At 60.6% G+C, this 18616-nt stretch carries 18 protein-coding genes; 3 read left to right on the top strand and 15 right to left on the bottom strand.

What is annotated here, in order from left to right; all coding sequences use genetic code 11:
• Positions 1-93: 93 nt before the first annotated feature.
• Genes EDD78_RS12060 through EDD78_RS12040 form a run of 5 tightly spaced genes read right to left on the bottom strand, consistent with a single transcriptional unit; the run spans position 94 to position 5257 of the window.
• Entirely contained in the window at positions 94-1401 is a 1308-nt protein-coding gene (locus tag EDD78_RS12060) for an amidohydrolase family protein (RefSeq protein ID WP_132085100.1), read from the bottom strand.
• Positions 1402-1404: 3 nt separating this feature from the next.
• Entirely contained in the window at positions 1405-2289 is an 885-nt protein-coding gene (locus tag EDD78_RS12055) for an ABC transporter permease (RefSeq protein WP_132085099.1), read from the bottom strand.
• A complete protein-coding gene (locus EDD78_RS12050) occupies positions 2267-3037 on the bottom strand; it encodes an ABC transporter ATP-binding protein (protein WP_079698000.1) in 771 nt (256 codons plus the stop codon). Before EDD78_RS12050 ends, EDD78_RS12055 begins: the two co-directional genes overlap by 23 nt.
• On the bottom strand, positions 3034-3858 hold the full coding sequence (locus EDD78_RS12045) for an ABC transporter permease (protein ID WP_132085098.1): 825 nt from the start codon (positions 3856-3858) through the stop codon (positions 3034-3036). Before EDD78_RS12045 ends, EDD78_RS12050 begins: the two co-directional genes overlap by 4 nt.
• A 22-nt stretch (positions 3859-3880) precedes the next feature.
• Positions 3881-5257, bottom strand: coding sequence for a type 2 periplasmic-binding domain-containing protein (locus tag EDD78_RS12040; RefSeq protein WP_079698002.1), 1377 nt, complete (start codon positions 5255-5257; stop codon positions 3881-3883).
• Positions 5258-5466: 209 nt separating this feature from the next.
• Between EDD78_RS12040 and EDD78_RS12035 the strand changes: the two genes are divergently transcribed.
• Entirely contained in the window at positions 5467-8295 is a 2829-nt protein-coding gene (locus EDD78_RS12035) for an ATP-binding protein (RefSeq protein WP_132085097.1), read from the top strand.
• A 62-nt stretch (positions 8296-8357) separates the two neighbouring features.
• Here the strand turns inward: EDD78_RS12035 and EDD78_RS12030 are convergent, their stop codons facing one another.
• The 10 genes from EDD78_RS12030 to EDD78_RS11990 all read right to left on the bottom strand — a co-directional run bounded on the left by EDD78_RS12030 (position 8358) and on the right by EDD78_RS11990 (position 16641).
• Entirely contained in the window at positions 8358-8873 is a 516-nt protein-coding gene (locus tag EDD78_RS12030; protein ID WP_132085096.1) for a ferritin-like domain-containing protein, read from the bottom strand.
• Positions 8874-8975: 102 nt separating this feature from the next.
• A complete protein-coding gene (locus EDD78_RS12025; RefSeq protein WP_079698005.1) occupies positions 8976-9854 on the bottom strand; it encodes a hypothetical protein in 879 nt (292 codons plus the stop codon).
• Between the two features lie 80 nt (positions 9855-9934).
• A complete protein-coding gene (locus tag EDD78_RS12020; protein ID WP_286170880.1) occupies positions 9935-10972 on the bottom strand; it encodes a sensor histidine kinase in 1038 nt (345 codons plus the stop codon).
• Positions 10969-11229, bottom strand: coding sequence for a hypothetical protein (locus EDD78_RS14220; protein ID WP_286170879.1), 261 nt, complete (start codon positions 11227-11229; stop codon positions 10969-10971). Before EDD78_RS14220 ends, EDD78_RS12020 begins: the two co-directional genes overlap by 4 nt.
• Positions 11226-11879 (bottom strand): response regulator transcription factor, encoded by a 654-nt coding sequence (locus EDD78_RS12015; RefSeq protein WP_117508101.1) that lies wholly within the window; start codon positions 11877-11879, stop codon positions 11226-11228. The genes EDD78_RS14220 and EDD78_RS12015 overlap by 4 nt, the downstream gene beginning before the upstream one ends.
• Before the next feature lie 103 nt (positions 11880-11982).
• Entirely contained in the window at positions 11983-12828 is an 846-nt protein-coding gene (locus tag EDD78_RS12010) for a M15 family metallopeptidase (RefSeq protein WP_132085095.1), read from the bottom strand.
• Positions 12829-12912: 84 nt separating this feature from the next.
• A complete protein-coding gene (locus EDD78_RS12005) occupies positions 12913-13650 on the bottom strand; it encodes a hypothetical protein (RefSeq protein ID WP_132085094.1) in 738 nt (245 codons plus the stop codon).
• Positions 13647-15044, bottom strand: a complete 1398-nt coding sequence (locus EDD78_RS12000; RefSeq protein ID WP_132085093.1) for a sensor histidine kinase — start codon at positions 15042-15044, stop codon at positions 13647-13649. The genes EDD78_RS12005 and EDD78_RS12000 overlap by 4 nt, the downstream gene beginning before the upstream one ends.
• Position 15045: 1 nt before the next feature.
• Positions 15046-15699: a response regulator transcription factor gene (locus tag EDD78_RS11995; protein WP_079698011.1), complete on the bottom strand. Its 654-nt coding sequence runs from the start codon at positions 15697-15699 to the stop codon at positions 15046-15048.
• A 60-nt stretch (positions 15700-15759) separates the two neighbouring features.
• Entirely contained in the window at positions 15760-16641 is an 882-nt protein-coding gene (locus tag EDD78_RS11990; RefSeq protein WP_132085092.1) for a LysR family transcriptional regulator, read from the bottom strand.
• A gap of 170 nt (positions 16642-16811) precedes the next feature.
• Here EDD78_RS11990 and EDD78_RS11985 point away from each other — a divergent pair, with 170 nt between their 5' ends.
• Both EDD78_RS11985 and EDD78_RS11980 read left to right on the top strand, forming a co-directional pair.
• Entirely contained in the window at positions 16812-17408 is a 597-nt protein-coding gene (locus EDD78_RS11985) for a DapH/DapD/GlmU-related protein (RefSeq protein WP_132085091.1), read from the top strand.
• A gap of 39 nt (positions 17409-17447) precedes the next feature.
• Entirely contained in the window at positions 17448-18614 is a 1167-nt protein-coding gene (locus tag EDD78_RS11980; protein WP_132085090.1) for an iron-containing alcohol dehydrogenase, read from the top strand.
• Positions 18615-18616: the final 2 nt, after the last annotated feature.

Here is an 18616-nt window from a genome sequence, read left to right as displayed (position 1 = left end):
CTCTTATGCTTTTATAAGAACAATGTAACATATACCAGAAAAGTTCACAACCACATTGTTCCAGAAAAACATCCTTATTTTTCCTGCACGCCGCTAAATATGATAAAGTTTTTTCGCATTCTCGCGCAGGATCATCCGCGCAATCTGCTCCCCCTCGCCGCGGCTGATAAATCCTTCCCCCACCTTATCGGCCAGGACCTGCGCAAGAACGCGCCGGGCCGTGAGGAAGGTGCCGTAAGTCTCCTCGACCACCGCGCAGTCCGCCCCCCAGGTAAACTTGTCCCAGGGGACGAGCTCCAGCCAGTCACCCAGCAGCCTGCGCGTACCGCTCGGTCCGGGGAAGCCGGTCAGAAGCCAGGCCAGGTCCAGATAGACATGGCTGGCGTATTTGGCGGTCATCACGAACTGCTGGTAGTAAGCCCCCCCGCAGTGGAGGACGACGATGTCCGTCCCGGGATGGGATTCGATCAGGTCGATCAGCAGCAGGGGATTGCTCTGGTCGGTCGGCGCGGGGGAGCCGGTATGGATCTGCACCGGCAGACCATACTCCCCGGCCAGAGAGAGGATCAGGTGCATGGTATAATCCTGGAAGCGGGTGATGTCCTCGCCGCTTATGCTCTTCATCGCCCAGCCGTTGTGGGAGACGCACTCGAACGCCTTTCTGGCATCGTTGCGGGTGACATTTTTGTAGTTCATAAACCGCTTGTAGGCCTGCATGTCCTTGATGGCCACCACGCCCTGCTGCTTGGCCGTTTTGACAGCGTGGCGGAGCAGCTCCTCGAAGTCTGCGAAGCTCTCAGCCCTCCTGCCGTACTGCTGCTCCAATTTTTGCAGCACGCCAGAGTCGAAGCCGGAGAGGAAATCCCCGAGATTGTGCAGCGGCAGGAAGTATTCGCGTTCAACCTGTCTCGGGTCCGCCCGCCCGACCACGAGGGTCTTTTCAATATGCGCCTTTTGGCGCAGCACATGGTCGTACCAATCCTCGCGCTGGTTCGACGCCTGCATGCGCTGCGAAAAGATGGTCCACTGCTCCTCGCTTTCGGGAATCGCAAAATCCAACCCGAACAGGTCGCGGCAGCCCTCCATGAACATACGAAAGTGGGGCGAGGCCTTTCCCCGCCAGATGACCGGCGCGAGCTTTTCCCAAAGCTGGGCGGGCGAAGCCTCGCAGCTGTCCCGGTGATTGCCCAGCGCATCCCCGAAATCGAACTGGGTAGTGCGCCACCTCTCGTCCGGCAGATAGCTCAAAAAGCCGCTGTTGTTGTTGGCGAGCAGCACATCGTAGAGGTAGGACTCCTTCTGTGCGCGGCGGCGCGCCTGTTCGGGCGCCATGGTGTGGTCGTGGGTGTTGATGATCTCGATTTCGTCGATATATTCCTCAAAATAGGTTCTTTCATCCACCGCTTATCCCTTCTTTCCATTTGTCGTCTGCGCGCTAGATTCCATCTGCGGCTGCCATCGCGTGAGGTAGGCGCACAAACGATAGAGCACCTTCAAGGTGAGCAGCGTATAGATCACATACAAAAACAAAACGATCAGGATGATCCCGGTGTCCAGGCGCTGCCTGGCCAGCACGATGATCCGCCCCAAGCCATTCTGCGAGGAGATGAACTCCGAGGCCATCGACAGCGCCCATGCCTGCCCGACGATCATCTTCATACAACCGCTCAGCTCGGGGATGATCCCCGGCAGAGCGACGCTCCAATAAAACCGAGCCTTGCCAGCGCCCAGCGTACTGGAAAACTTGTGGTAGACCGGCGGGAGGTTTTCGATGGCGTTGACCGTATTGATGTAGACCGCCACAAAAATGCCGAAGGCGATAAACAGGATATAACCCGCCTCCGAATCGCCGAACCAAGCGAGAAAGAGGGTGATCAGCGCCATTTGCGGCACGATGCTCACAATCCGCGATGGGATGCTGGTGAAGGCGTGGTAATACCGGTTCGCCTTATACAGGATCCCACAGAATATTCCCAGCGACACCCCGATCAGGAAGCCTGCCGCGATCCGCAGGAAGGTACGCGCGGTGTGGTAGGCAATTACGCTCAGCGAGACGAACGCCGAGGGGGCAACCCCGTAATTTCCCGTCCCCAACCCTCCCATCCCGTAAAAGGCCGAAAGGTTTAAAAAGGAGCGCGTCAGGACGGAATAGAGGGAGGGAAAGAGGTAGGAGCCGTTTTCATAGCTTTTGGCAAAGTGGGCCGCTAAACCCTCCCAGCAAAGGACAATCAAAAAAACGCTCATCAGCTCGAACAGCAGCTTTTCCCTATTGCGCTTTCTGGCTTTCATTCCAATAGGCCCCCTTTATGTACTCCTTGGCCTCGATAAATTTCGGGTCGGAGCGCAGTTCGTCACGGCGCGGACGCGGGAAGGGATTCTGGTATTCCAGCGCGATCTTATGCCGGTTGAGCACAATGATCCGGTCGGAGAGCAGCACCGCCTCCTCCACATCGTGGGAGATGAAGACGGTCGTCTTTTTCTCCTTGGTCCACAGGTCCATCAAATCCATTTGTAATCGGCATTTGGTTGGATAATCCAGCGCTGAAAACGGCTCGTCCATCAGCAGCACTTCAGGGTTGTTCGCGTAGACCGTGGCGATGGTCAGACGTTTTTTCATCCCGCCCGACAGCTCCTTGGGATAGGCGTCGGCAAAGTCCTGCAGCCCAACCATCTCAAGATACTTCTGCGCGATCTTTTTGCGCTCCTGGCGTGGCATTCCCCGCACCTCGAGGCCGTATTCTACATTCTTTTCCACCCTGCGCCAAGGGAAGAGCGCCGTCTCCTGAAAGACCACCCCCCGCTGAGCTGAGGGACCTTTGACCACCTCCCCGTCCATGAGGATTTCCCCTGATGTGGGCTCCTCGAAGCCGGCTATACAGGAGAGCAGCGTCGTTTTCCCACAGCCGGAGGGGCCGATGACGAGCAAAAACTCGTTGTCGCGGATGGTCAGGTTTATGTCCTCCAGCACCGGTACCGCCCTTCCCGACTCAGTTTGGAAGGTTTTAGAGAGGTTTTGCAGCACGATCTTATCCTTCATCTCTTCACCGCCTCGCTTTTCACTTTTTCCTGCCACCTGGTCGCACGCCCCCAGAACAGGCCAAGCAGCAGATCGGTGACCCCTGCCAGGATGATCACCCAGACCACCCCGATCAACACCAAATCCAGCGCATTCATCAGCTTGGTATGATAAAACACCTTACCCAGCCCGTGCTCTGAGCCCATCATCTCGATGATCACCTGATAGCCCCAGGCCCAGATGATCCCGACCCGAAAGGCGCCCAGCAGCTCGGGCAGGATGCACGGCAGGATCACGTCCCGCTGCACCCGTGTGCGGGAGGCGCCCAGCGTCAGGGCATAACGTTGGTAGATGGGCGGGACGTTTCCAATGGCGTTCATCGTGTTGACGACAATGGTCAGAAAGGAGTAGAGCACGATCACCGCCAGCTGCACCGCCACGCTTCTGCCCAGAAGCATGAACAGGATGGGCACGAAGGCGATGGGCGGCACGGTTCGCAAAACATCGATGGGCAGGTGGAGGAAATACCGCAGCCTTTTGTGCATCTTCATCAGCATCCCCGCCAGCACCCCCAGCAGGCTGCCCAGGGTGTACCCTGCCGTCACCTTTAAGAAGGTCGCCGCCACATGGGGCCAGAAGCCGTGATCGCCGGCGCCCGCCATATTGAGCTTCTCCGAGGAAAAGAGCGTGGTAAACAGGCCCTTTAACACTGTGATCTCATTGGGCAGCCGGTAGCTGCCCAGCCACAGGGACATCAGATGCCACACTGCCAGCAGGACCGGGATCGAGAGAACCTTGAGAAGATCGCACAGTTGAAAGCGGGATCTGCCCTTCGTTTTCACCTTTGACTTCCCCCTTCACCGCCTAAATCTTGGAATAGTCCGCCCACTGTATGGCCGCCTCGGAAAAATTCTTCGCATCCAGGTAATCGTAGTTTTCATGATAATACCGGGCCTTCTCCAGCAGTTCCTTCGCCGTTTCCAGCGCCTCGCTCTCGCTCCCCTGCGCGATGGCCGCATCGGCCTGCGTAAAGTTCAGTTCGGCCTCTTCTTTTAGTTCGAGCATTTTGGCGTAGACCTCGTCGGCGATACAGATGTCATCCACCGACAGTTCACCCTGCTGGATATATCCCTTCTCGACCCAGTCCTGGATATAGGCCCCGATCGAATACTCGAAGTAGAGCGGGGATTCCTTATTGTAGAACCAATCGTACTGATCCTCGAAGGAAAAATAAGGAGTCAGCACGCTGTAGGCGCTTTCCATATCCGCTTCGGTATTCTGGCTGCCGCTGATCGAGTTCATGAAGGGCAGATGGATCGCAATCGCCTCCTGGCGGCTTTCGTTGATGAAGCGCGCCTCCCTGAAGACAACGCTGGAGAAACGCAGGATGGTGTCATAGTTTTCCTCGATATAGCTGTCGTAGGTGGTCCAGCCCACCTGGAAAACCGAGCGCAACTCGGGCGAATCGACCGACGCCTTGGCAAAGGCCACGATGTCGCTCGCGCTCACCACCACGACCATCCCCTTGTTCATCAGCTCCTGTGCCGCGCTCAGTCCCATTCCGCCGCAGAAGTCCAGCTGCCCGGTGAGCATCATCGAGACGATCTCCGAGTCCCCGAAGGCCTGTAAGCTGACGTCCTGCAGGCCCAGCTCCCCCATCTGCAAGGCCGAGGTGACGAAGCTGTGGGAGGAGGCGGTGCCGTCATAGGCGAAGCTGCCGCCCTTCAGCTGCGCAACGGCCAGCTTCACGGCCTCGGCCTCACTGTGACCCTCTTTTTTAAAATCCTCCACCGTCTTGGTTCCCGGCTGTCCGAGCACCACGCTGCCGTAAAAGATGGAGTTGAAGGCAAAGGTCTTGACCGGGGGCAGGTCCTTGATTGCGCCCATGATCTGTACGGTGGGCTGGTCGATCATATCTCCCTTTCGGGAGGCGACATACTGGGTGGTGTCCTCGCCGGTGATAACGGTGCCGTAGGGCTCGGGGTCGAAGCTGATCCCCAGCTCCTTGTACCATCCCTTTTCAATCCCAATTGACGCCGCCGAACAGACATAATAGGGTTCGAGGACGATTTTAATGGCAGTCTCGGGGATGACCGGGACTGCCGGCTCCTGTCCCCCCTGGCTTACGGCCGGGGCACTGTCCGGCGCGGGCTGGTCGGTGTCCGTCCCGCCCGTGCTGCATCCAAACAGCAGGGAGGCCAGGGCGAAGGTTGCCGCAAATCGTACCATACGCTTTGTCATAGGGATTCCCTCCTCAAAATATTTTGGTACCCTCATTATACACGCCAAATTTCTATTTGTAAATATATTTTTAAAAAGTATTAATAAAAACTTATTTATTATATAAATGAATGGTGATGATTTCTTATAGTCCTTGTGTTTTGACCCCGATTATTATAAGATAAAGGGGTAGTAACCTAATACCCGATGAAATGAGTGGAAGAATGAGAATGCGAGCAATCAATCCTTCCAGATGGATAAGACGGGCGGCAAAGGCGCTGGCCGTGCTGATGGCGGCGGCCGGCATGCTCGCCGTGCAGCCCGTGGCGGCCGCGCAGGCGCAGGAGGACCGTGTTTTGCGGGTCGCCTTCCCCACCACCCCCGGGGTCAGCGAGCTCGATTCGTACGGCAACCGCAAGGGGATGCTGGTGGACCACCTCAACGAAATCGCCAAATATACCGGATGGGAATACGAATACATCGATGTTGATTCCAACGATGTGGTCAGCGACTTTATAGACGGCCGGTTCGACCTGATGGGCGGAACCTACTATTCCCCCGACTTTGAGCAGTATTTCGCCTATCCCCAGTACAGCATGGGCCACAGCAGGGCGGTCCTGCTCTGCCGCAGGGATGACGAAAGGCTCAAGGGGTATGACCTGCAAACGCTGAACGGCATGCGGATCGGCGTCTATGAGAGGGCGACGGAAAAAATCCGGCGTCTCAACGAATTTTTGACCATGAACGATCTGAACTGCGAGCTGGTCTACTACCGCTACGAGGATATGGAAAACGGGGAGGACCTGTACTCCTACCTGCTCTCCGGCGAGGTGGACCTGCTGCTGGGCAACGACCTTGAGATGTACAGCGGATTCCGCGCGGTCGCCTCGTTCGATGCGCAGCCCTATTACATCGTGACAGCCCCGGGGAACGACGAGGTGCTGCAGGGGCTCGACATGGCGCTCGGGAACATCCTGGAGTCCGACCCGGAGTTTGCCAATGAAAGCTACGCCCGGCATTTCCCCAATATGACCAAGGCCTCCCTCCTGCTCACCAAAGAGGAGCGCGCCTATGTCGCCGGGAAGAGGACGCTGCAGGTGGCGACCCTCAAAAACTGGCATCCCTTTTACTGTGTCGGCGACGAGCGGGACAGCCACGAGGGGCTGCTCGTCGAACTCTTTGACATGCTGGAGGAATACACGGGGCTGAAAGCCGAGTACGTCTTTGCCGACACCTATGAGCAGGCCATCCAGATGGTCCTGGCGGGCGAGGCGGACGTGATGGGCGGATACATCGACTCACAGGAGGACGCCTTCGAGCACGGGCTGGCTCTGACCAAGGAATACGCCGGGCTCAACAACATCGTCGCCAAGAACAAGGCGGTCAGCTTCCCCGCCGACGGGCTGGTGGGCGGCATCATCGAGGGGCGCGCCATGCCGCCTGAAATCGGGTCGGAGCAGGTGCTCTACTTCGACAGCATGCGCGCGGGGCTCGAGGCGGTGAACCGGGGCGAGCTGGACTTCTTTTACGGCTTGTCCGCCCAGATCGACCGGGAGATGCAGTCCCACCGCTACGTCAACGTGACGCCGATCACCCGGACCGGAAACAATACCAGCGTCTCCCTCGCCCTGGCGCGTCCCATCGAGCCCAAGCTGCTCACCGTCCTCAACAAGGGCATCGGAAGCCTGAGCGAGGCGGACAAAAACGCCATCCTGGACCGCAACCTGGTGTCTCTCGGCTACACCTCCATGTCCCTGCCCGACCTGATCTATGCCAATCCCATGACCTTCGCCGCCATCCTCAGCGTCTTTTTGCTGATGGTGCTCTTCGGCATCCTCTTTGCCATGCGGGTGCGGGTCAAGGGTGCGCTCATGCGCGCGCAGCTCGAACAGGCGCAGGCCAAGAGCCAGGCGAAGAGCGAGTTCCTGTCGCATATGAGCCACGAAATCCGCACCCCGATGAACGCCATCGTGGGGCTGACCGACCTTGCGAGCATGGAGCCGGGGCTGCCGCAGGGCGCTTCGCAGAAGCTGGAAAAAATCCGCAGCTCCTCCCAATATATGCTGGCACTGATCAACGACATTTTGGACATGTCCCGGATCGAAAACGGCAAGCTGCATCTGGGCCGGGAAGCCTTTTCCCTGCACACGGTGCTGCAGGAGACCGAAGCCGTCATCCGCTCCCAGGCCGAGCAGCGTCAGCTGACGTTCACAATGGACTGCCGGCTCGGCCGGGACGCCCTTGCGGGCGACCCGGTCCGGCTGCGGCAGGTGCTGGTCAACCTGCTTTCCAACGCGGTCAAGTTCACCCCCGAGGGCGGCGAGATCCGGCTGCGGGTAAGGGAAGCGTCCTGTAACGACGAGGGGTCGTCCTACACGTTCGAGGTGGAGGACAACGGCATCGGGATCCCCCGCGAGGCCCAGGAAAAAATCTTCTACGCCTTCGAGCAGCTGGGCACCAGCTCTGCGCGCAGCGAGGGGACCGGGCTGGGGCTCCCCATCAGCAGGAGCATTGTAAACGCCATGGGCGGCGAGCTGGGGCTCGAAAGCACGCCCGGCGAGGGCACCCGCTTCTTCTTTACCCTCTCCTTCCCGGCCGGACAGGAGGCCGCCCCGCCCGAGCACAAGGACGGGGAACAGGATCTGCAGGGGCTGCGGGTGCTGCTCGCGGAGGACAATGACCTCAACGCCGAGATCGCCGTCGAGCTGCTGGAAACGAAGGGGGTCCGCACCGAGCGCGTCGGCGACGGCAAGCAGGCGCTCGAACGTTTTCTCGAGAGCCCGACGGGGTATTTCCAGGTGATCCTGATGGACATCCGCATGCCGGTCATGGACGGCTTGCAGGCCACCCGGGAAATCCGCGCCTGCGCCCATGCGCAGGCGCAGAGCGTCCCTATCATCGCCATGACCGCCAACTCGTTCAAAGAGGATGAGGAGGCCGCGGCCGCGGCGGGGATGAACGGGTTTGTGCCAAAGCCGGTGGACCTGACGCGCCTGTGCCAGGCCCTGGCCGACTGCCTGCATTCTGCCGGAAACGGGGGCGCGCCCCAGGAAAAATAGCCGAAAATGAAAAGAACCGCCGCACCAAAAGGTGCGGCGGTTCTTTTCATTTTGTCGGTCACCTATGCCAGCAGAGCCAGCATGGCATGAAAGATTTCGATGTGGCGCTGCTCGTCCAGCAGGATGCGCTCGAGGATTTTCACAATGTCCTCGTCGCAGATTTCATCCGCCTGCCTGCTGTATTTTTTGATCGCGGCCTCTTCCCCCCGGATCGAATGCTCAACGACCTCCCGCACCCGGCGCGGATAGGAGTTGTAAGCGGGCGTCCAGTAGCATTTCGTCCGGTTGCGGGTGCACCACAGCCGCGGGTCCAGCCCCATCTGATGGGCGAGGGTTGCGAATATATCCAGATGGTGCATCTCCACGATGCCGATCCGGTGAAAGCACTGCGCAAAGTCCGCGTAATCCGGGTTCAGGATCACGCTGTTGTAAAAATACAGGCTGACCGCCGTCATTTCGGAATTGCCGCTCCCCACGTTGCTTAGCATGGCGTGGGCATAGTCCAGGCGGCGGCTTTTCGTTTGCACGGGGGGATAGGGCAGGTCGAGCGCTGCCTTACATTCCTGATCCAGATTCATCGCCGGGCCTCCTCCGTCAGCTTTGCGGATGGTACCGCTATCAACAACTTACGAGGGAGGCGGCGCAATTATGACGGATTCCGGTTGCCCGGCCTTTTGCCCCTATTCCTCATAGGTGGCCGCATCGGGGTTCAGTTTAAAATATGCCTCGGCCCGCTTGGCAAATTCCTCGGCATCGCGGATGGAAACGTCCATCTCCTTCATGCCCGGATCGAAGGTGACGCCCAGCAGCTCCTGATCGAAACGGGAAAACCGCAGCTGGGCGCGTTCGCCGCCCTCCCCGGTAATGTTGAAGAAGATGTCGGGGTCGTTGTTCGACGTCCCCTGGCCCGCGTAATCCACCGTTTTGACCTTCCCCTGAACCGCGCCGAGCTTCACCGCAAGCTCCCTGGCAAGGCCGCCATACTCCCCACTGCTCCGGGAGAGGCCCGCATCGAATCCGGTATTCGTCTCCTGGGACAATACCCTGCTGTGGCTCACGGCGTGCAGCTCGCCCGAAACCGCATCCACGCTGAAGCCATAGGACTGCACATAAGCCTCTGGGCCGCTCTTCCTGCCGTCGGGCCACCAGTTACCCTCCCAGGTCGCCCGGTGGCCGCCCTGGGCCGGGTTATAGGCCATCTCGATCTCCTTGCCGTCCATGTCCAGCCCGAACACCTTGTAAAGTCCCTGCACGCCGCGTTCGGCCGCCTCCTCGCGGGAGATGTCCAAGCTGGTGGGCTTTTTGTCCCGGTAATATTCCAGGTCGTTGTCCACGAGGCGGTACGTTGGCTTTTCGTTTGATACCGATTGGGATTTCTTCTGCTCTCCTGCGGCCTGCCCCGACGGATAGCTGGTCTGCACCGTCTGCGGCTTGCCGACCTGCGCCGCCAGCGCGACCTGCGTGAGCCCCCAGAACGCCGACGTGGCGGCGCCTATGGTGAGCGCGGCCGCCAGGAGGGCTTTCGCGTTCCCCTGTCCCATTTGTTTTTTCCTGTTCATATTGACCGCTCCTTTTTGTTTTGTTTGTGATCACAGTTCCAAGGATACCCGCTAGGTGTTGTAAAGTGATCATCAAGTTATCATGGAGCTGTAAAAATAACCAGCGCCGTGGTGCCGCGCCCGGGCGCGCTGCGAAAGACGAGCCTAGCATGGTGCCGCTGCGCGATCTGCAGGCAGATGGCAAGTCCGAGCCCCGCCCCGCCGTCCTTGCGGCTGCGCGCCTTATCCACGCGGTAATAGGGCTGCGTGATGCGCTCGAGCTCCTGCGGTTCCATCCCCTTCCCCCAGTCCGTGACCGCGATCACGGGGCAACCGTCCTGGCGGTAGGACGTGACGGCGACCGCCGAATTGTCTCCGCTCGCCTTGAGCGCGTTGTCGATCAGATTGAGCAGCAGGCTTTGCAGGAGGAAGTGGTCCCCGGTGACCGTCTTCACCTCCAGGGAAACCTTCAGCACGATCCCCCGCTCCCAAAGCCTCTGCGCCAGGGTGCTCCGAAGCGCCTCCACGATTTTTTCAAGGTCCTGGCGCTCCATCCCGATCTCCCCGCCGCGAAGGCCGGACAGCTCCATCAGCTGGCCGGCCATCACCTGGATGCGCCTGCTTTCCGAAAGGATCGCGTCCAGCGCGAACCGGGTCTCCTCCTCGCCGAGCGCCGCGCTGCGCAGATACTGCGCATACCCGTAGATGGCGGTCAGCGGGGTGCGCAGCTCATGGGCGAGGTTGTCGATGAAGCGCTGCCGGCTCTCGGCCGCCGCGGCCAGCTCGGTCACCTTGCCTTCGATCTGCGAGGCCATATGATTGAAGCTGCGGGCCATCATCGCGGTTTCATCCCGTCCCTGTTCCGGCAGGCGGTCCGCGTAGTCCCCGCAGGCGATCCTCCGGGAGAGCCGCGTAATCTCGGACAGCGGCCAAAACAGCCGGCCGAGCAGCAGCAGCAAAAGCACCGCCAAGGCCAGCGAGAGAAGCCCGCCGAGCAGCATCATGGCGCCGTCCCCGCGCTCCCATTCGTTTATGCGCGCGGTGATGTCGGCGCGGTACAGCACCTGGAATCCGCCGAACGGCTCGGGCAGCGCGCCCGACACGCTGCAATAATACCGGCCGCCGCTGCGTTCAATCACGGCGGTACGCGGTTACCGGCGAGGTACAGGTAGGGCTGCACCAGGCTCTCCAGCCGCGCGCCGGGCTCGAGCGCGCGGCCGGCCAAGGAGCCCATGTCGCGGTAGAGCGCCGAGGAGATGATGTACTGCTCGCTCAGGCACTGCTCTCTGGATTGCCGCACAGCGTCGTGCAGCGTGACCAGCGACAGGCCGAAGAGCCCGGCATAAATGGCGAGCACAAACAAAAGGAAGGTGGCATAAAAGGTCCTGTTTTTCATCCGTGCGCCTCCAGCCGGTAGCCCAGCTTATACACCGTTTTGATCCGCTCCTCCCAGCCGAGCTTGCGGCGCAGCTTTTGGATGTGCACGTCCACCGTCCTCGACTCCCCCTCGAAGTCATAGCCCCAGACCAGCTCGAGCAGCCGCTCCCGCGACAGCGCGATGTTGCGGTTGCTGATCAAAACCGTTAGCAGCTCGTACTCCTTTGGAGTCAGCTCCAGCAGCGCATCCCCGCGGTACACCTGGCGGCTGCCGAAATCGACCCGGGCCTGGTCCAGCTCAAATGTGCCGGCATGCTTTTGGGTGCGGCGCAGCACGGCCTCCACCCGGGCCAAAAGCTCCAGCATTTCAAAGGGCTTGACAATGTAGTCGTCCGCCCCCAGCGAAAAGCCGGTGATCCGCTCATTTAGGCCGTCGCGGGCCGTCAGGAAGATGGTCGGCAGGCCCTCTGCCTCCCCCATCACCGCAAAGCCGTCCCGCTTCGGGAGCATGACGTCCAGGATCATCAGATCGTACCGCCCGCCGGAGAGCTTCTCCAGCGCCTCGTCCCCGTCGAAGGCCGGGTCGCAGCCGTGCCCGACCAGCGAGAGGTTGCGCCGGATCAGCTCGCTGATGAGCACCTCATCCTCCACCACCAAAATATTTGCCATCACTTTCACCTCACTTCCGATTCTACTATAGGGTTGTTATCGAGTTGTAAAATCCCCGGATCAAAAGCGGGGGCCGTTGATCCGCTCAACGGCCCCCGCCTTCTCACGCCTGCAGGTACTCCTCCAGGCAGACGCCCCGCTCGTAAATCTCCTGTGCCGCCTCCCGCCCGACGTAGCGGTAGTGCCACGGCTCGTAGATGATCCCCGTCAACGCGCTCTTGCCGTTGGGATAGCGCAGGATAAAGCCGTATTTCCAGCTGTTCTCCATCAGCCAGCCCTGGACGGCGGTATCTTCCTGGCTCTCGTCCAGGTTCTGGTTGGAAAGGTCCACAATATCCACGGCCAGGCCCAGCTGATGCTCGCTGGTGCCCGGGAGCGCCACGGCCTTCCCGGCCTCGGCGCGCGCCTCCTCCTGGGAATATCCCTGCGCCAGCAGGCTGTTTCGCCGGTTTTCAAACAGCGCTTCCTGCTTTTGCTGTGAACGGTAGGAGGAGCAGATGAGCGGCGAGAGGCCCTGGTCCCGGCAGTCGTCCATCATCTCCTGCAAGTCGGGATAGCAGCGCTCATCCACGGCCTGTCCATTTTTGAGCTGGGCCAAATCCACCCCGTATCCCTCCGGGATCGCATTCCAGGGATTGACCAGGATCAGCCTCCAGTCCTCCTTTTGAGGCTGCCCGGCCTGTGTGGAAGAGCTGTCTTTGACGGCGTCCAGCTCCCCCGTCTTTTCTTCCCCAAGCGGCACCTGTCCAACATCCGCTTCCCCTTGAAAACTTTTGCCCGGCTGCGCCTCCCCGGAACCGGGGCCCGGCGCACGGCTTGCCCCGATCGCTCCGGCCAACAGCCCGCCAGCCACGATGATTGCTGTCAGGAAAATTTTCAAACCGGCCTGGCGGATGTTCCCTCTCCTCTTGCGCGCGCGGCCCCTGCGGGCCCGTCCATGTCCGGACATAAAAAACACCTTCCCATCTGTTTCTAAACAACAGGATAGCAAGGTGTTTTTTCACATTGGCAGCAAAACGGGATCAAAACGCCATCAAAAATTGAAGGAGATCCATCCGTCGCGCAGGCCCAGCGGGACGCTGCAGGTTTCTGTCCGCCCATCGCTGTCCTTGGACAGGACCAGCGAATAGCGTTCCCCGTCGACGTCCGTTTTTTCCAAAGCCAGCTGCACGTCGTCGACCGGGTAATACCGGCGGCAAAACTCCGCCACCTGCCGGGCGGCGTCTTCCGGCGTGCCCACGGCATAGGCGATCAGATATTCCGATTCGACGAAGGTCGGCTGCCTGAGATAGCCCTCATAGGCCACCATCTTCCCGCTCTCGTCGTCCAGCCAGAGGACCTCGTCCTCCCCGACCCCATCCTCCCACACACAGCGCCAGAACACGCCGGACAGAGCGGGGGCCTCCCCGCCGGTGAGCAGAACCGGCGTAACCTTGGGGTGGACGTAGACGGCCCCATCCTCCTGCAGGGCCGGCGTCAAAAACTCCGTCAGCGCCCCGGCGGCGGCGTTCTTCACCTCCTGCTCGGTCATGCGGTAGCCCTCGGACAGGAGTATCTCGGAGCGCTGGGTGCGAAAGAGCTCCAATGTGCGAAAGAGGTCGGGGGTCTGCGAGAGCAGGAGGGAAACGTACGCATCCTCCCGCTTCGTCGTCTCCCGCCACAGGCGGCGGTCGAGGAGCCGGGAGACGACCTGCGGCAGGCAGGCGCCCGCCGCCACCAGCAAAAGGGTGCACAGAACCGCGAGGATATTGGAAATTTTCATTCGTTTCATGCCGCGCCTCCCCTGAGCTTTACCGTCACCGTCGTCCCCTCGCCGGGGCGGCTGTCAAAGTGCAGGGAGCCCCCGTGCAGGTTGGCGATCTCCCGGCAGAGCGCCAGCCCGAGCCCCACGCCGCCCTGCTGGCGCGCGCGGGACCTGTCCACCCGGTAGAAGGCCTCTGTCAGGTGCTCCAAAGCCTCGGGCGGGATGCCGCGCCCGTCGTCCGCTATGATGATTTCACAGCCGTCCGGGAGCATGACGGCGCGCACCGTTATCCTGCCGCCCTTCCCCTCCAGCGCCTTTCGCGCGTTGTCGAGGAGGTTGATGAGCAGCGATTTAATGAGCTCCGGTTCCAGCAGGCACTCCCCCTCCCCGCACACGCAGCTCAGGACGATCCCCTGCCGCTCATATACCGGTCCGAGGCGGGCGGCGAGCCCCCCGATCAATGCGGCGGGGCGGGCCTTTGAAAAAGTCATCTCTGTGTTTTTGAGCACCAGCAGCTCCAACAGCTTTTGCGACAGGTTTTCCAGCCGCTTCCCCTCGCTGACGATATAGTTCGCCGCCTCGGCCTGCTCGCCGGCGCTCAGTGTCTGGCCCCGGATCAGGTCCGCGTAGCCGATGATGGAGGTCATGGGGGTTTTCATCTCATGCGCAAAGCTGCCCACAAAGCGCTCCTGGCGCTCGACCGCCTCCCGAAGCTGGGCAATCTTCTCCTCCAGCGCCCCGGCCATGGCGTTGAAATCGCGGGCGAGCAGGCCGATTTCATCCCCGGTACGGATATCCGCCCGGCTGGACAGCTCCCCTTTGGCAATGGCGCGGGACACTTTGGACAGGCGCACCAGCGGGCGGGTGAGCACCCGAGAAATGCTGTAGGAGAGCAGCGCGCACAGCGCGGCCATCAGCAAAAAGACCAGCAGATAAATCTGCTGCTGGGTATGCCGCGATGCAAAGAGCGGCGAGATGTCGCGCGCCATATCCAGGTAGAGGGTCTCCCCGCCCGCCTGGAGCGCCCCCGAGAGGGTCAGGAGGCGCGCGCCGTCCCCGCCCCGCGCGCAGCGGATCGTGCAGCTGCCGGGAAGGGCCTTCCCGCCGGACGAAACGGGCTTTGAGCCGTATTCATAGATCGGCCCGGCATCGGAATAGAGCCGCAGCGACGAAAAGGAGCCGGCGTTCTGCCGGGACAGCTGCTCCAAAGTCTGGGAAATCTCTTCGTAGTCGGACGGGCCCTGTATGCTGTTGACCACCTGCAAGGTGCCCAGCACCATCTGATAGGCATTGTAGGCCCCCTCCTTTTCACGCTCGAGCGTGACCTGAAATGAGGTCGAGATCAAAAGGCTGCCCCCGATCCCGAACAGCAGCGAGAGCAGCCCCAGCATGCAGAGGGTCAGTTTCACGCTTAGTTTCATCTTACACCTCGAGGCGGTAGCCGACCTTGTTGACCGCCTGCAACAGGTTCTCCCACCCGACCTTTTTCCTCAGCCGCTGCACATGCAGATCGACCGTCTTGCTGCCGTACTGGTATTCCTCCCCCCAGACCCGCTCGTAGATGGTCTCGCGATAGAGGGCCCGCCGCGGGTTCCGGGCGAACAGCAGAAGGAGATCGTATTCCTTTTTCGTCAGGCCGATCTCCCGGCCGTCCCGCTTCACCTGCATGGCGTAGGTGTCGATCGCCAGCCCGCCGACCCAAAGGACCATTTCGCTTTTGAGGTACCGGCGCAGCACCACGTCCACGCGCGCGAGCAGCTCCACGATCTCGAAGGGCTTGACGAGATAGTCCTCCGCCCCGGCCCGCAGCCCTTTCACCCGGTCGGCCACCGCGTTCTTCGCCGTGATGAAGATCACCGGGATCTCCATGGGGCGGATATATTCCATCAGCTCGAAGCCGTCGATCCCGGGGAGCATGACGTCCAGCAGGATCAGGTCGTACCTGTTTTGCTCCAGCAGATCGGCGGCCGCGGTCCCATCGTAGACGCAGGTGCAGCCGTAGCCCTCCTTGCTTAAACTCAGGCGGATCAGGTTGGAGATCGCCTTTTCGTCCTCGACAATCAGAATCTGAATCATTCGCTCCCTCCTCCTTGCCAGCATACATCCTTTCGGCATCAAAACGGCATAGAAGCACCGTTACTGGAATTTTTCCCGGAGCATCTGCAAAAACCGCTGTGTCGCCCGGGAAAATACCTGGTATTTTTTCCAGACGATGTAGAGCGGCGCCTCCAAATGCGGCTCGAGCGGGCGGAAGCACAGCGGGCTGCCCTCGTCCCTGGTGTTTACCAGCTTGTCCAGCGTGATCGCATACCCCAGCCCCTCCTCCACCATCAGGGAGGCGTTGAAGATCAGGTTGTAGGTGGCGGCGACGCAGAGGGAATCGTAGCCGCGCTCCAGCCAGTCGGACAGGCGGCTCTTGCCCAGCGCCTGCCGGGAAAGGAGCAGCGGCACGCCCCACAAATCCTCCGCACGGACGGTCTCCTTTTGGGCCAGGGGGCTGTCCCGTCGCATGAGCACCCCCCAGACATCGGTGACCGGCAGCTTGAGGTAATCATATTTTTTCATGTCGCTGGGCTCGATCATGATCCCGAAATCCAATAGCCCCTTCTCCAGCCGCTCCCCCACGTCGTCGGCGTTGCCGCTGAACAGATGGTACCGGATCTGCGGGCACTTGATCTGCAGCTCTCTGGCGGCCTGGGCGATCAGGCGGATGGCGTCGCTCTCGCCGCCCCCGATGTAGATGTCGCCGACGGTGACCTCCTCGGTTTCCCGGAACTCGGATTCGGTTTTCTCCACCAGCTCGACAATCTCACTGGCCCGCTTGCGCAGCAGGAGCCCGTCCTCCGTGAGGGTGACCTTCCGGTTGCCCCGGATGAAGAGCTTTTTTCCCAGCTCCTCCTCCAGATCCATCAGCTGGCGGGAGAGGGTTGGCTGCGTCAGATGCAGATAATCCGCCGCACCGGAGATGCTTTCCTCCCTCGCGACCGCCAAGAAATAGCGTAAAACGCGCAGTTCCATCGAGAAGCCTCCTTTTTCTCCACTATAGCATGCACAATTATGCCTGTCAACTATAGACAAATATGTCATATAAGTATTTGCTATCCATTATCCCCGCTGCTATACTGGACCTGAAGGCGGCGCCCTCTCCAGCGCCGGACCGGGCAGGGAAACGCAAGGGGGTTTTAAAGATGGAGCTGCAGGAATTTTTGGATCATCTGAACCGTGGGGAACGGGTGGTGAACGGATCGCGGGAGCACCGGTTTATGAGCAAAGCCGCGTTTGAAGCAATGAAGCTGACGGCCCGGCTCAATAGCGGCTATCATGATCCCGACGAAATCCGGGAGCTGTTTTCACAGATCACCGGTAAGCCGGTGGACCGCTCCTTCGCGCTGTTCCCGCCCTTCCACACCGATTTCGGCAGGAACATCACCGTGGGCGAAGGCGTCTTTATCAACTCCGGCTGCCGGTTCCAGGACCAGGGCGGCATCACCATCGGCGCGGGCAGCCTGATCGGCCATAACGTCGTGCTGGCGACCCTCAACCATGAGATGGACCCCCACCACAGGAAGGATATGCACCCCGCGCCCATCGTCATCGGCAGGAACGTCTGGATCGGTTCAAACGCCACCGTCTGCCCCGGCGTGACCATCGGAGACGGCGCAGTCGTGGCCGCCGGCGCGGTGGTGGCGAAGGACATCCCCGCCAATATGGTGGTGGGCGGCGTCCCCGCCAGGGTGATCAAAGAGATTCCCCTCCAGGCCGTGAAGACGGCCTGGAGGTCATAGAAAAACGGACCATTTTACAATATCAAGGAGGAAACATCCATGTTAGGCAATTTTATGTACTGCAACCCCACCCGCCTGTATTTCGGCGAGGATGCCCTGGACAATCTGGGCGGCGAGCTCAAAAAGTACGGCAAAAAGGTACTGCTGGCCTACGGGGGCGGCTCCATCAAGAAGTCCGGCCTGTACGGCCAGGTGACCGCTATCCTGAAGGAGAGCGGCAAGGAGGTCGTCGAGCTGCCCGGTATCCTGCCCAACCCCACCTCCGACAAGCTGTACGAGGGCTGCAAGGCGGCCAGGGAAAACGACGTGGACCTGATCCTCGCGGTGGGCGGCGGCTCGGTCTGCGACTGGGCCAAGGCCGTGTCCGTCGGCGCCTGGTGCAAGGAGGACCCTTGGGAAAAGTATTACCTGCGCATGGAGGAGGTGGATAACCGGATCATCCCCGTGGGCTGTGTGCTGACCATGGCGGGCACCGGCAGCGAGATGAACGGCGGCGCGGTCATCACCAACCACCAGCAGAAGCTGAAGATCGGCCATGTGTTCGGGGACAACGTGTTCCCCCGGTTCGCCATCCTGAACCCCCGGCTGACCTTCACACTACCCCGCTACCAGATGGTGGCCGGGTTCTACGACATCATGAACCACATCACTGAGCAATACTTCTCGGGGACCGACGACAACACCTCCGACTATGTGATGGAGGGGCTGATGAAGTCCCTCATCCACAGCAGCCTGATCGCCCTCCAAAATCCCGAGGACTACGAGGCGCGCAGCAACATCATGTGGATCGCCGCCTGGGCGCTGAACACCTTCGTGGCAAAAGGCAAAGCCACCGACTGGATGGTCCACATGATCGGCCAATCGGTCGGCGCCTATACCGACGCGACCCACGGCATGACCCTCTCCGCCGTCTCGCTGCCCTATTACCGCTATCTGCTGCCCTACGGCCTGCCCAAGTTTTGGCGCTTCGCCGTCAACGTCTGGGGAGTGGACCCCGAGGGCGGGAGTGACCGTGAGATCGCGGCGTTGGGCCTCGGGCGGATGGAAGCCTGGATGAAGGAGCTGGGCCTCGTCATGAGCCTGCGGGAGCTCGGGGTTACCGAGGAGATGCTCGAGGGTATAGCCCAAGGCACCTTCATCATGGAGGGCGGTTATAAGGTGTTGAGCCGGGAAGAGGTCCTGGGGATTTTGAAGGCCAGTTTATAGCC

The organism is Harryflintia acetispora (assembly GCA_004340125.1).
Taxonomy (GTDB): domain Bacteria; phylum Bacillota; class Clostridia; order Oscillospirales; family Ruminococcaceae; genus Harryflintia; species Harryflintia acetispora.
The sequence above is the reverse complement of the archived record's forward strand: the minus strand, read 5'-3'. Positions and strand labels throughout refer to the sequence as shown.

Excerpts from the sequence above, each read along its gene's own strand:
- EDD78_RS12055 (WP_132085099.1), bottom strand. The coding sequence starts at position 2,289 with ATGAAAGCCAGAAAGCGCAATAGGGAAAAGCTGCTGTTCGAGCTGATG.
- EDD78_RS12050 (WP_079698000.1), bottom strand. The coding sequence starts at position 3,037 with ATGAAGGATAAGATCGTGCTGCAAAACCTCTCTAAAACCTTCCAAACT.
- EDD78_RS12040 (WP_079698002.1), bottom strand. The coding sequence starts at position 5,257 with ATGACAAAGCGTATGGTACGATTTGCGGCAACCTTCGCCCTGGCCTCC.
- EDD78_RS12035 (WP_132085097.1), top strand. The coding sequence starts at position 5,467 with ATGCGAGCAATCAATCCTTCCAGATGGATAAGACGGGCGGCAAAGGCG.
- EDD78_RS12030 (WP_132085096.1), bottom strand. The coding sequence starts at position 8,873 with ATGAATCTGGATCAGGAATGTAAGGCAGCGCTCGACCTGCCCTATCCC.
- EDD78_RS12025 (WP_079698005.1), bottom strand. The coding sequence starts at position 9,854 with ATGAACAGGAAAAAACAAATGGGACAGGGGAACGCGAAAGCCCTCCTG.
- EDD78_RS14220 (WP_286170879.1), bottom strand. The coding sequence starts at position 11,229 with ATGAAAAACAGGACCTTTTATGCCACCTTCCTTTTGTTTGTGCTCGCC.
- EDD78_RS12015 (WP_117508101.1), bottom strand. The coding sequence starts at position 11,879 with ATGGCAAATATTTTGGTGGTGGAGGATGAGGTGCTCATCAGCGAGCTG.
- EDD78_RS12010 (WP_132085095.1), bottom strand. The coding sequence starts at position 12,828 with ATGTCCGGACATGGACGGGCCCGCAGGGGCCGCGCGCGCAAGAGGAGA.
- EDD78_RS12005 (WP_132085094.1), bottom strand. The coding sequence starts at position 13,650 with ATGAAACGAATGAAAATTTCCAATATCCTCGCGGTTCTGTGCACCCTT.
- EDD78_RS12000 (WP_132085093.1), bottom strand. The coding sequence starts at position 15,044 with ATGAAACTAAGCGTGAAACTGACCCTCTGCATGCTGGGGCTGCTCTCG.
- EDD78_RS11995 (WP_079698011.1), bottom strand. The coding sequence starts at position 15,699 with ATGATTCAGATTCTGATTGTCGAGGACGAAAAGGCGATCTCCAACCTG.
- EDD78_RS11990 (WP_132085092.1), bottom strand. The coding sequence starts at position 16,641 with ATGGAACTGCGCGTTTTACGCTATTTCTTGGCGGTCGCGAGGGAGGAA.
- EDD78_RS11985 (WP_132085091.1), top strand. The coding sequence starts at position 16,812 with ATGGAGCTGCAGGAATTTTTGGATCATCTGAACCGTGGGGAACGGGTG.
- EDD78_RS11980 (WP_132085090.1), top strand. The coding sequence starts at position 17,448 with ATGTTAGGCAATTTTATGTACTGCAACCCCACCCGCCTGTATTTCGGC.